This window comes from Streptomyces sp. NBC_01351 (assembly GCF_036237315.1).
GTDB lineage: Bacteria > Actinomycetota > Actinomycetes > Streptomycetales > Streptomycetaceae > Streptomyces.
On sequence record NZ_CP108356.1, the window covers coordinates 1,840,911 to 1,853,540 of the forward strand.

Genomic DNA, 12,630 nt, shown 5'->3' on the forward strand with positions numbered 1-12,630 from the left:
CGCCACACCACACCCAGCCCCGCCGCACCACATCCAGCCCCGCCGGCCCAGCACCCAAGGCCGAGCCCCACTCTGCTCCCCACCCCATCCCAGCCCCTCCGCACCACATCCAGCCCCGCCGGCGTTTGAGGCGCGGGGTCCGGGGCAGAGCCCCGGCAACGGACCCGCACCCGAGAGAACCCAGCCCCCGCCAGCGCAGCGTCACGGCAGAGCCCCGGCAGCGGACCCGCACCCGACCGACCCCGGCCCAGCACAGCGCAGCGACCCGGCAACAGACCCGCACCCGCCCACCCCTAAGATGACCTTCCGGCGGCCCACACGGTCCGCCATCGCCGAGGACGGCGACATGGGAGGAAGCCCGGTGCGATTCCGGCGCGGTCCCGCCACTGTGAACCCGGCAGCCAACGGCCAAAGGGTGAGTCAGGAACTCCCGCTGTCCTCACTGCCCGGGGCGCGGAAACCCCGAGGAAGGCCTGCCGCCGCATGATCCTGCTGCTGTCGACGTCCGACACCGATCTGCTCAGCGCCCGCGCCGCGAACACGGCAACCACGGCGACCACGCCCGACGGCCCCGCCACGTACCGCTTCGCGAACCCCTCCCGCCTTCCCCTCGACGACCTCCCCGCGCTCCTCGACGGAGTCGACCTGGTCGTCGTACGCCTCCTCGGCGGCCTCCGCGCCTGGCAGGACGGCCTCGACGTCCTCCTGGCCCCCGGCCAGACCCGCCCGGTCGTCGTCCTGACGGGCGAACAGGCCCCCGACGCCCAGCTCATGGAGGCCTCCACGGTCCCCATCGGCATCGCGGCCGAGGCGCACGCCTACCTCGCGCACGGCGGCCCCGCCAACCTCGGCCAGCTGGCCCGCTTCCTCTCGGACACGGTCCTCCTCACCGGCCACGGCTTCGAGCCCCCGGCTCCCGCCCCCACCTGGGGCCACCTGGACCGCACCGCGGAAACCACCACGAGCGCCCCCACCACGGACGGCCCCACCACGGGCGCCCCCAGCGAGGCCGGCCGCCCCACCATCGCGGTGCTCTACTACCGCGCCCACCAGATGTCCGGCAACACCGCCTTCGTGCACGCCCTCTGCGAGGCCATCGAGGCCCGGAACGCCACGCCGCTCCCCCTCTACGTCTCCTCCCTCCGCACCCCGGAGCCGGAGCTCCTCGAAGCCCTGGCCTCCGCGGACGCGATCGTCACCACCGTCCTCGCCGCCGGCGGCACCCGCCCCGCCACCGCGTCCGCGGGCGGTGACGACGAGTCCTGGGACGCCGGCGCCCTGGCCGCCCTCGGCGTGCCGATCCTCCAGGCCCTCTGCCTGACCGGCTCCCGCTCCGCCTGGGAGGAGAACGACGAGGGCCTGTCCCCCCTCGACGCCGCCACCCAGGTCGCCGTGCCCGAGTTCGACGGCCGCCTGATCACGGTCCCGTTCTCCTTCAAGGAGCTGGACGAGGACGGCCTGCCCGCCTACGTCGCCGACCCCGAGCGCGCGGCCCGCGTAGCCGGCATCGCCGTACGCCACGCCCGCCTCCGCTACATCGACCGCCGCGACAAGCGCGTCGCCCTGGTCCTCTCCGCGTACCCCACGAAGCACTCGCGCATCGGCAACGCCGTGGGTCTGGACACCCCGGCCAGCGCCGTGGAACTGCTCCGCACCCTCATCGCCGAGGGCTACGACTTCGGCCCCGTCCCCGAGATCCCCGGTCTGGTCTCCGGCGACGGCGACGAGCTGATCCGCGCGCTCATCGAGGCCGGCGGCCACGACCAGGACTGGCTGACGGAGGAGCAGCTGGCCCGCAACCCGGTCCGCATCCCCGCCGCCGACTACAAGCGCTGGTTCGCCGAGCTCCCCGCCGACCTCCGCTCGAACGTCGAGGAACACTGGGGCGAGGCCCCCGGCAACATGTTCGTCGACCGCTCCTCCAACCCCGAGGGCGACATCGTCCTGGCCGCCCTGCGCCGCGGCAACCTCCTGATCCTCATCCAGCCGCCGCGCGGCTTCGGCGAGAACCCGATCGCGATCTACCACGACCCGGACCTCCCGCCGTCCCACCACTACCTGGCCGCCTACCGCTGGATCCAGGCGAACGCCTCCGACGGCGGCTTCGGCGCCGACGCCATGATCCACCTGGGCAAGCACGGCAACCTGGAATGGCTCCCGGGCAAGAACGCCGGCCTCTCCGCCTCCTGCGCCCCCGACGCGGCCCTCGGCGACCTGCCCCTCATCTACCCCTTCCTGGTCAACGACCCGGGCGAGGGCACCCAGGCCAAGCGTCGCGTCCACGCCACCCTCATCGACCATCTCGTCCCGCCCATGGCCCGCGCCGAGTCGTACGGCGACATCGCGCGCCTGGAGCAGCACCTGGACGAGTACGCCCAGATCTCCGCGATGGACCCGGCCAAACTCCCGGCCATCCGCGCCCAGATCTGGACCCTGATCCAGGCCGCGAAGCTCGACCACGACCTGGGCCTGGCCGAACGCCCCGACGACGACGGCTTCGACGACTTCCTGCTCCACGTCGACGGCTGGCTGTGCGAGGTCAAGGACGCCCAGATCCGCGACGGCCTGCACGTCCTCGGCGGCGCCCCGACGGGCGAGGCCCGCGTCAATCTGGTCCTCGCCATCCTCCGCGCCCGCCAGATCTGGGGCGGCACGACGGCCCTCCCGGGCCTCCGCGAGGCCCTCGGCCTCGACGAATCGGCGGCCACCCGCACCTCCGCCGACGCCGTCGAGGAGCAGGCCCGCGCCCTGGTCCAGGCGATGGAGGACGCGAACTGGGACCCGTCGGCGGTGGCTTCGGTCGCCTCGGCACACTCGGCGGACGTCACCGCGGTGCTCGACTTCGCGGCCCGCGAGGTGGTCCCCCGCCTGGCCGGCACCACGGACGAGATCGCGCACGTCGTCCGCGCCCTGGACGGTGGCTTCATCCCGGCCGGCCCCTCCGGCTCCCCCCTCCGCGGCCTGGTCAACGTCCTCCCGACGGGCCGCAACTTCTACTCGGTGGACCCCAAGGCGGTCCCCTCCCGCCTCGCCTGGGAAACCGGCCAGGCCCTGGCCGAGTCCCTCCTCACCCGCTACCGCACCGACAACGGTGAATGGCCGGCCTCCGTCGGCCTGTCCCTCTGGGGCACGAGCGCGATGCGCACCTCGGGCGACGACGTGGCCGAAGCCCTCTCCCTCCTGGGCATCCGCCCGGTCTGGGACGAGGCCTCGCGCCGCGTGACGGGCCTGGAGCCCATCCCCCTCGCCGAACTGGGCCGCCCCCGCATCGACGTGACCCTGCGCATCTCGGGCTTCTTCCGCGACGCGTTCCCGCACGTCATCGCCCTCCTGGACGACGCGGTCCGGCTGGCCGCCTCCCTCGAGGAGCCGGCATCGGAGAACTTCATCCGAGCCCACGCCCAGGCGGACCTCGCCCTCCACGGCGACGAACGCCGCGCGACCACCCGTATCTTCGGCTCCCGGCCCGGCACCTACGGCGCGGGCATCCTCCAGCTGATCGACTCCCGCGACTGGCGCACGGACGCCGACCTGGCGGAGGTCTACACGGTCTGGGGCGGCTACGCCTACGGCCGCGGCCTCGAAGGCCGCCCGGCCCGCGACGAAATGGAAACCGCCTACAAGCGCATCACCATCGCGGCGAAGAACACCGACACCCGCGAACACGACATCGCCGACTCGGACGACTACTTCCAGTACCACGGCGGCATGGTCGCCACGGTCCGCGCCCTGCGCGGCACGGCCCCCGAGGCCTACATCGGCGACTCGACCCGCCCGGAAACGGTCAAGACCCGCACCCTGGTGGAGGAGACCAGCCGCGTCTTCCGCGCCCGCGTGGTCAACCCGAAGTGGATCGAGGCGATGCGCCGCCACGGGTACAAGGGCGCCTTCGAACTCGCCGCGACGGTCGACTACCTCTTCGGCTACGACGCCACGACGGGCGTGGTGGCGGACTGGATGTACGACAAGCTCACGGAAACGTACGTCCTGGACCCGACGAACCGCGCCTTCCTGGAGGAAGCCAACCCCTGGGCTCTCCACGGCATCGCGGAACGCCTCCTGGAGGCCGAATCCCGCGGCATGTGGGAAAAGCCGGACCCGCAGATCCTCGAATCCCTCCGCCAGGTCTACCTGGACACGGAAGGCAACCTCGAAGCCGAGTCCGACCAAGACACCGTCTGACAGCACCACAAGGCCGCCCCCTCCCCCGCCAGGGGGAGGGGGCGGCCTCTCATCCACCTCCGAGAAGGCGGGGCGGACGGCCCTGCTAAGCCTTGACGGTCTGGTTCAGCGCGACGAGCGCCTGCGCCCACCGCACGTACTTCAGCTGCCCGAGATCGGCGACGGTCATCACCCCGAACGCCTCGTGCAGCAGCTGGCCGTCCTTGTCGGTCACGCCCTTGAGTGCGGCCACGGGAGCCGCGAGCACCTCGGAGAGGGGCTTGTCGGCCCACGCCTTGTCGAGCACCTTGTCCAGATCGATCGCCATGAGTGTTCCCTCCCGGAACGCCGGAACCACAACACGGATAAACCTAACCCAATCGGACAATCACCCCACCCCCCGACACCCCGGGACGCGTCCCGTCAGGACATCGAGGCAGCCAGCTCGAACCGGGCGTCCCGCTGCTTCTTGTAGAGCGCGAGCGTCTCGGCATGCTCGTCCACCAGCTGGTTCTGGTAGGCCGTCTCGACCGCGGCCCACACGCCCACGAGGTTCACCTCGCGCTTGCAGGCAACGTCCTTGACCGCGACGACGACGGCTCGGGGCCCGCCCTTGTCCCCCGCCAGGCCCAGCTTCTCGACCACGTCGTACGGAGTCTCGATGCCCGCGTATCCCGCTTCGGCCATGCACGCCGACCACTTGGCGACGACGTCCCGGACCCGGGAGTCGTTCTTGGACCGGTCGAGGGCCTCGGACGACAGGCCGAAGCCGAACAGCAGGTCCACGCTGTCCTTGGTCGGCGCGTACAGCCTGCGGTAGCCCTCGCGTCCGCAGCCACCCGGCGGGACCTTCTTCCCGCCGACACTGATGCCGCTGTCGGTCTTCTCGGCCTCTTCGTGGGAGACCGGGTCGGGCCGGTTCTGCACACTCTCGCCGGAGCGCACTCCGTTCAGTACGAGCATGGCGCTGTCGCTGAGCTCCGGCCGGGCGGGCTTGGCCTGCGGCCCCGCACCCGCCTGCTTGTCGTAGCCGTACCGTGCGGCGTGCGCGGGATCGGCGGTGCCGTACCGATAGCGGTGCCGGTCCTCGGCATTGGCGGACGGCGTCGGCCCCGAATAGCTGCGCGGGCCCACGTACTGGAACCCGTACCGGGCCATGCACTCGCTGATCATCCGATCCTGTACGTGCTCCATGCGACGGCTGTCGGCCTCGGAGTCCGTGTAGGCGTCCATCGGGAAGGCGAGGGAAGCCGTGGCGGGATTGCTCGCCACCGGCCCCAGCTCGGGCTCCCCCTTGGCGGCACCGCCGCCTCCGTCAGAACACCCCGCCAGCAGACAGGTCGCCATGGTCACCGCGGCCACGGACACGCCGCGGTGATGGCCGAGTCTCACAGCCGTGCGTCGCATGGGTCAGAGGCTGCCGAGGAGGGGATACGCAGAGCTGATCTTGTTCTTGAAGTTCACGGTCGCGTTCCCACGGTAGCCCTTGGGAATCGTGCCCACGTTGCCGTCGTAGTCCTTGTCGGTGGCCACCTTCCACGCGAGCACGTCGTTGTTGTAGTACGAGGCGGTGTTGTCGTTGGTCTTCTCTCCACGCCCGGCACAACCGGACGGACCGGTGAAGTAGAAGCCCGCGAAATTCTCGTTGTCGAATTCCAGGTCGAAGACACAGCCGCCCTGGCCGGAGTTGTAGTAAAGACCGAGTTCGTAGCTCTCGAGGTAGCCGTTCCTCTGAGACGCCGCCGCCGGAATCGCGGCGGCGACGACCACGCCCGCACCGGCGAGGACTACCGCCAGCCCGGCGAAACGCTTCCTGTTGACGACCTTCAAGGTGCTCTCCTTGGGGGTTTCGAACAAGAGATGCCGCTCGAGTCGGCCGAGTCGTACGGCAGCCGATTTAACGTCCGCATTTCCCCAAGCACAACCCAAAGTCCACATGATGGACAGTCAATTAAGCATGAATAAGCAGCAGTTGATGCGCACCTACGGTAGGGCTAGCATTGGTCGCGCGCTCGCCGGGCACCGAATATTGCGGACGCTTGAATTCCATTTCTTTCCGTAGGGAGCGCCTTGATACGCAAGTCACTGATCATCCCGATGCTGCTCACGGTCTCTCTTGGGATGAGCGGATGCTCCGAGAAGTCCGACCCCGCCGCCGCCAAGAGCGGGGCAACGGCCCAGCCGTCGCCGAGTGACGGTCCTCCGGCCGGCGAGGCCGAACTCAAGTACTTCGACTGCCTGAAGAAAAACGGCCTCGCCGTGGAAACCACGGACGCCGGCGAGCCGCGGTTGGCCAAGACCGATCCGGAGGCCAAGGTGGCCGCGGCCGAAAAGGCATGCGCGGCCCTCAAGCCCGCCGGCGCGCCGCAGCAGATCAACCCCGAGCAGCTCGCCAAGGAGCAGCAGTGGGCCGACTGCCTGCGCCGGCAGGGCCTCGGCTGGGTACCCGACCCCAATCCGAGCACGGGCGTGCTCGAGTTGACCCCCCAGCAGTCGGCCGACCTCAAGACGAAGCACACCAACGCACTCCGGGAGTGCCAGAGCGACGCGGCCAAGAAGAACACCGGACCCGGTGTCGTCGGCGGGTGAAACGGACCGGGGACACCGGAGCACCGCCCGCCCGAGAGCGGCGGCGCCGGAGCGCCGCCGCTCCACCCACCTCCTCGTGAAATTCAGAGCAGGATGAGCAGCCTCGTATTCGCCTTGAGCTTCCTGTTCACCGAACGGCTCTGCACGTACACCTCCAGCTTGGGATTGCACCCCGCCTTCACCGACACGGTCCCCTTGACACCCGTGCCGAACAGAAGACTGCGCGCCGCATCACCCGTGTACGCGCGGTCGGTGTCCTTCTCGACCACGATGACTTCCTTGTCGGGCTGAACCTGAACCCGGGCGCCCAGCTGATAGAAACAGGACCCGCGCTCGTACGTCACGCCCGGATGCGAATCGACGAAGGATCGGATCTCGACCTCCGCGTCGACCTTCAGGAGCCGGTACTTGTCCACCGGGACCGGTTCGAGATTCGCCCGCACGTCGTCGACCGAGATGTCCTGACCGACCGCGAACAGATTCTTGGTTCCGCGCACACCCTGCTCACGGCCACGAAGGAAGCTGGTGGCGGCAGCCCGCACGGTACCGATCGCCTCCTCGACACCCTCCTGGGAATCCGCATCCCAGATGGCGATGTTTCCGGCCGGGAAGCCGTAGTTCTGAGCGGTTCGCTTCGCCAGGGAATTCGGAACGAGGATCGCGGAAGTCCAGTGACCCGGAAGTCCGCCCATCTTCGCCGCGATCCTGTCGAGCCAGGGACCGAGTATGGCCATGTCGCCATCGTGCCGCCTGTCGCCGCCGGAGGCGTTCTCCTCGCCGTCCGTCACCACGATCTGGAGGAAGCTGTGCTCGCCGTACTCCTCCCAGATGTGACCCAGGTCGTCCAGGGACTTCAGCGAGGCTTCGATCAGGGCTGTGGCGCCGTTGTTGACCTTGTACAACCCCCGCATGGACGGCAGGTGCTTCACATCCATGTCCCAGACCAGGTTCTCCACCCTGTGGTCGAAGGAGTAGAGGCTGATCCGCGTCTCGTGACCGAGGCTGTCCGACTCGGCCTTCAACCCCGCCACGAACTCGTCCACCACCCGCACGAGTTGCCCCTGGTGCTGACGCATGGAACCCGAAGCGTCCACGACCAGCGCGACGTGATTCACCTTGTGCTGGATCTTGTTGGCTGACATGTTTCTGCCCCTCCCAGGTCCCCGAGTGATGTCTCCACACTATGAGGACCCACTGACAACGCAGCCCCCTCCCGAGCCCCGCCACCGGCCCCCGGCCGGACACCGACGCAATCCCTCGAAGGAGGTCATCGCCACCTCCGAGTGGTTCGAACGCCCCGTCACGGAGTCGTGGCCGGGCGCCGCTTGGGGTCGGTGAACGGGTCGGAAGTGTGTGCGGGCGTTCGTTCCTCCCGTCCCGTGACGCCGCTCTGAGCAGCCACGTTCTTGCGGCGTCAGTTCGCGGCCGTGGCAGCTCGGGAGGAACTCTTGCGATCCGTGCACGTTCATGTGGTGTTCGACCCCGCATCGGGCGGAGGTGGCCGCGCATGAGGCTGCTCAAGCGGCCCGAGGTCGCTGCCCCCGCCGTCTCCGAGAGCGAGCGGCGGCTGTTCGGAGGGCCCCTGCGGTACGACGCCGGGTGGTCGAACCACGACTACGCCCGGCTCGAGGGGCGGCTCGTCAGCACCCTGCGCTCCATGCCCCGCATGGTCCGCGGGACCCTGCGGCTCGCCTGGGAGACCGACCGGCGGGCGCTCGTCACCGTCGCCGTGTCCGAGGCCGGGCAGGGCGTGACCTCCGCCGTCGGACTGCTCGTGCTGAGCGAGGTACTGCGGACGCTGCTCGGCACGGGGAGTTCCGGGGACCGGCTGTACGCCGCCCTGCCCGCGCTGGGAGTGGGCGCGCTGGTCGCCGTACTGGGTGCCGTGCTGGCCTCGCGGTCCACCGCGGCCGCCGGGCGGCTGGAGCCGAAGATCGAGCGGGCCGCGCACGAGCAGTACCTGAAGGCCGCCGTCGAAGTGGAACTGGAGGCCATCGAGGACGGGGAGTTCCGGCGGCTGCTCGACAGTGCGCAGTGGGGGCCGCCGTCGGCTCGCCGGACCGTGGGGGCCTGTGTGGCCGCGCTGGGCGGAATCATCTCGCTCATCGCGACCGCCGGGGTGCTGGCCGTACTGCACCCGCTGCTCCTGCCCATGCTGCTGCTGATCGCGGCGCCGCGCGGCTGGGGTGCCATGCGGGTCGCGCAGCGCCGCTACCTGTCCGTCATCACCTGGGTCGAGCACGTACGGGCCGCACGGCTCATCGGTCAGCTGCTGATCTCGCGCACCTCGGCCCCCGAGGTACGGGTGCACGGCGTCGGCCGCTACCTGCTCGGCCACTACCGCACCATGGGCGAGCACGCCGAGGGCGAGGCCACCCGCCTCGCGAAGGACAAGGCCGCCACCGAACTGCTCGCCGCCGCACTGTCCGGGACCGCCGCGCTGGTCACGTACGGGGCGATGGGCGCGCTGATCGTGACCGGGAGGATGGACCTCGCCATCGCCGGCACCGCCGTGATCGCGGTGCGCACCGGATCGGCGAGCCTGGGCGCGCTCGTCGCCACCACCAACACCCTGCACGAAGAGTCCTTGTACGTACGGGACTTGGAGCGGTTCGTGGAGGAGGCGCGGCGGCGTGCCATCCCGGTCGGCGGGCTGGCGCTGCCCGAACGGATGGGAGTGGTGCGGCTCGACGACGTCAGCTTCAGTTATCCGGATCGGGACGTGCCCGCGCCGAGCGGCGTCTCGCTCACCGTGGAGGCCGGCCGTGTCGTCGCGCTCGTCGGGGAGAACGGCTCGGGCAAGAGCACCCTCGTCAAGCTGCTCGCCGGACTGCACCTGCCCGACTCCGGGTCGCTGACCTGGGACGGGGTGGAGGTACGGGACGCCGACCGGGAGCAGGTCTTCGATCGGGTCGCCCTCCTCACCCAGGACTTCGAGCGCTGGCCGGTGACCGCCCGGACGAACATCGCCATCGGCCGGCCCGCCACCGGCACCACCACCACCGCCACCGCCGGGGAGGACGACCTCGCGCAGGCCGCGGAGGTGGTCGCCGCGGCGCGCTACTCCGGAGCCGACCGGATCGTCGAGAAGTTGCCGCACGGCTACGAGACCCTGCTCGCAAGGGTGTTCAGGGGCGCCTCGGAGTTGTCCGGCGGGCAGTGGCAGAAGTTCGGGCTGGCCCGTACCCGCTTCCGCGACGCCCGCGTGATCGTCGTGGACGAGCCCACCTCGGCCCTGGACCCGGAGGCGGAGATCGCCGCGTTCGAGAGCATTCGCGGCCTGGCGGGACCGCAGCGGGCCGTGGTGCTCGTGACGCACCGGATGTCCGGGGTGCGCTTCGCCGACGTCATCTACGTGCTGCACGAGGGGCGCCTCGTCGAACAGGGCGGACACGAAGAGCTGTTGGCGCTCGGCGGCCGGTACGCGTCCATGTTCCGAATGCAGGCCGATCAGTTCGGCCAGGACCAGTCGGACCAGTCGGACCGCTCCCCCGCACCTATCCCCCGCCAGGGCCTCGCGCCCCGGAAAGACGACTCCGTCACCTGATGAAGTGAACTTCCCCTTATCGCAGCGCCACCGGGGGTAGGGCCCTGCTGATCTCGTGCGGGGGCCGGAGCGACCCGGCCCCCGCACCCATGACCGAAAGGCCGAGCCCGCCGTGACGCAGCCGTTCCAACTGCCGGACTTCTACGTGCCCTATCCGGCGCGCAGGAACCCCCACTACGAGGTCGCGAGGGTCCACACCAAGCAGTGGGCGCGCGACTTCGGGATGCTGGAAGGTTCCGGTGTCTGGGAGGAGAGCGACCTCGACTCGCACGACTACGCGCTGCTCTGCTCCCACACCCACCCCGACTGCGACAGCGACGCCCTCTCGCTCGTCACCGACTGGTACGTATGGGTGTTCTTCTTCGACGACCACTTCCTGGAGCTGTACAAGCGGACGAAGGACCGCGACGGCGCCAAGGCGTACCTCGACGGGCTCGCCGCCTTCATGCCCATGGACCTGGCCGACGGTTTTCCCGAGCCCACGAACCCCGTCGAGGCCGGGCTCGCCGACCTGTGGCGGCGGACCGTCCCCGCGATGTCCGCGGACTGGCGGGAACGGTTCTCCTTGTCCACGAAGAACCTGCTCAACGAGTCGATGTGGGAGCTCGCCAACATCGACATCGGGCGCGTGGCGAACCCGCTCGAATACATCGAGATGCGCCGCAAGGTCGGCGGCGCCCCCTGGTCGGCCGGTCTGATCGAGTACGTCTCCGCCGAGGTCCCGGCACGCGTCGCGCACTCGCGGGCGCTCGGCGTGCTGCGCGACGCCTTCTCCGATGCCGTGCACATCAGGAACGACATCTTCTCCTACCAGCGGGAAGTGGCCGATGAGGGTGAACTCTCCAACGCCATCCTGGTGTTGGAGACCTTCCTCGGCTGCTCCACCCAGGAGGCAGCCGAGACCTCCAACGACCTGCTGACCTCCCGCCTCCAGCAGTTCGAGCAGACCGCGCTCACCGAACTCCCCCAGCTGTTCGCCGACCACGCCATGACGCCGGTCGAGATCGGGGCCGTGCTGGCCTACGCCAAGGGCCTGCAGGACTGGCAGTCCGGCGGCCACGAATGGCACATGGTCTCCAGCCGCTACATGAACAAGGAGGTCAAGGCCACCTCCCCGGTCACCCTTCCCTTCCTCCCCACCGGGCTCGGCACCACCGCCCTCGACCTGCGGTCCGTCTTCACCCAGCGCTCGATGGAGATGCGGCGCCGCTCCTTCACCCACGTCCCCTTCGAGCGGACCGGGCCCTCCGTCATCCCCGAGATCTACATGCCGTACAAGCTCACCCTCAGCCCGCACCTGGCGCACGCCCGCGAGGAGTCGGTGGCCTGGTCCCGGCGGATGGGCCTGCTGGACCCGCAGCCGGGCGATCCCGGCTCGGCGATCTGGACCGAGGAGAAGCTGCGCGGCTTCGACTTCGCCGTCTGCTCGGCCGGCATCGACCCCGACGGCACGCCGGAGGCGCTCGCCCTGAACGCCTCCTGGCTGACCTGGGGAACGTACGGGGACGACTACTACCCGGTGGTCTTCGCCCAGGCCAAGAACCTGTCGGCCGCCAAGGCGACCACGGCGCGCCTGATCGCGATGATCCCGGTCGACCACTCCGACCAGGCCACGCCACTGACCGCGATGGAGCGCGCCCTCGGCGACCTCTGGGTGCGCACCAGCGCCGCCATGTCCACGGAGCAGCGCACCGAGTTCCGGGCGACGCTGGCGGACATGCTGGAGAGCTGGCTGTGGGAGGTGGACAACCAGATCCAGAACCGCATCCCGGACCCGGTCGACTACGCCGAGATGCGCCGCCGCACCTTCGGCACCTACCTCACGATGTACCTGTGCCGGCTCGGGCACCAGGGCCGGGGCATCCCCGAGGAGATCTACTCCTCCGGGACCATCCGTTCACTGGAGAACGCCGTCGCGGACGCCGCCTGCCTGATCAACGACATCTTCTCCTACCAGAAGGAGGTGGAGGTCGAGGGCGAGGTCCACAACTACGTCCTGGTGACGCGGAACTTCTTCGACATCGGCTACCCGGAGGCGCTGCACATCTGCCACGCGCTGATGACCCAGCGCACCGAGGAGTTCGAGCACATCGTGGCGAACCAGATGCCGTTGCTCTACGACGACTGGAAGCTGAGCGCCGAGGCCCGGGCCGCGCTGGACGCTTACGTCGGCGAGCTCAAGGACTGGCACGCCGGAATCCTCAACTGGCATCAGAAGATCCGCCGTTACCGGCCGGAGGACCTGCATCGGATGCCCGACGTGCTCTCCACCCGCGTCTGGGACTCCGGCTTCGGCATGTCGGCCGCCCGGATCGCCCTGCCCGTCCGGTAGG

The 12,630-nt window shown here is 69.9% G+C and carries 8 protein-coding genes and 1 riboswitch; of the genes, 4 read left to right on the forward strand and 4 right to left on the reverse strand.

The annotated features are described in order from the left end of the window. The first annotated feature begins 315 nt into the window (after positions 1-315). A riboswitch (cobalamin riboswitch) is annotated at positions 316-443 on the forward strand. 40 nt (positions 444-483) lie between these two features. Further along, positions 484-4,182 (forward strand): cobaltochelatase subunit CobN, encoded by a 3,699-nt coding sequence (cobN, locus tag OG625_RS08325; protein ID WP_329377853.1) that lies wholly within the window; start codon positions 484-486, stop codon positions 4,180-4,182. An 85-nt stretch (positions 4,183-4,267) separates the two neighbouring features. Here cobN and OG625_RS08330 read toward each other — a convergent pair whose 3' ends face one another. The 3 genes from OG625_RS08330 to OG625_RS08340 all read right to left on the reverse strand — a co-directional run bounded on the left by OG625_RS08330 (position 4,268) and on the right by OG625_RS08340 (position 5,991). Next, positions 4,268-4,489 (reverse strand): hypothetical protein, encoded by a 222-nt coding sequence (locus tag OG625_RS08330; protein ID WP_329377855.1) that lies wholly within the window; start codon positions 4,487-4,489, stop codon positions 4,268-4,270. Between the two features lie 95 nt (positions 4,490-4,584). Next, complete coding sequence (locus OG625_RS08335; protein ID WP_329377857.1) at positions 4,585-5,568, reverse strand: hypothetical protein; 984 nt, start codon at positions 5,566-5,568, stop codon at positions 4,585-4,587. A 3-nt stretch (positions 5,569-5,571) separates the two neighbouring features. Then, positions 5,572-5,991: a hypothetical protein gene (locus OG625_RS08340; RefSeq protein ID WP_329377859.1), complete on the reverse strand. Its 420-nt coding sequence runs from the start codon at positions 5,989-5,991 to the stop codon at positions 5,572-5,574. Between the two features lie 240 nt (positions 5,992-6,231). Here OG625_RS08340 and OG625_RS08345 point away from each other — a divergent pair, with 240 nt between their 5' ends. Beyond that, entirely contained in the window at positions 6,232-6,750 is a 519-nt protein-coding gene (locus tag OG625_RS08345; protein ID WP_329377861.1) for a hypothetical protein, read from the forward strand. An 83-nt stretch (positions 6,751-6,833) separates the two neighbouring features. On the opposite strand, the gene OG625_RS08350 is transcribed toward OG625_RS08345, so the two are convergent. After that, positions 6,834-7,892 carry a vWA domain-containing protein gene (locus tag OG625_RS08350; protein WP_329377864.1) on the reverse strand — a complete coding sequence of 353 codons (1,059 nt, stop codon included), beginning with the start codon at positions 7,890-7,892 and terminating at the stop codon, positions 6,834-6,836. Between the two features lie 365 nt (positions 7,893-8,257). On the opposite strand from OG625_RS08350, the gene OG625_RS08355 reads away from it, so the two are divergent. Continuing rightward, positions 8,258-10,297, forward strand: coding sequence for an ABC transporter ATP-binding protein (locus OG625_RS08355; protein WP_329377865.1), 2,040 nt, complete (start codon positions 8,258-8,260; stop codon positions 10,295-10,297). A 112-nt stretch (positions 10,298-10,409) separates the two neighbouring features. Further along, positions 10,410-12,629, forward strand: a complete 2,220-nt coding sequence (locus OG625_RS08360) for a terpene synthase family protein (RefSeq protein WP_329377867.1) — start codon at positions 10,410-10,412, stop codon at positions 12,627-12,629. Position 12,630 lies beyond the last annotated feature (1 nt).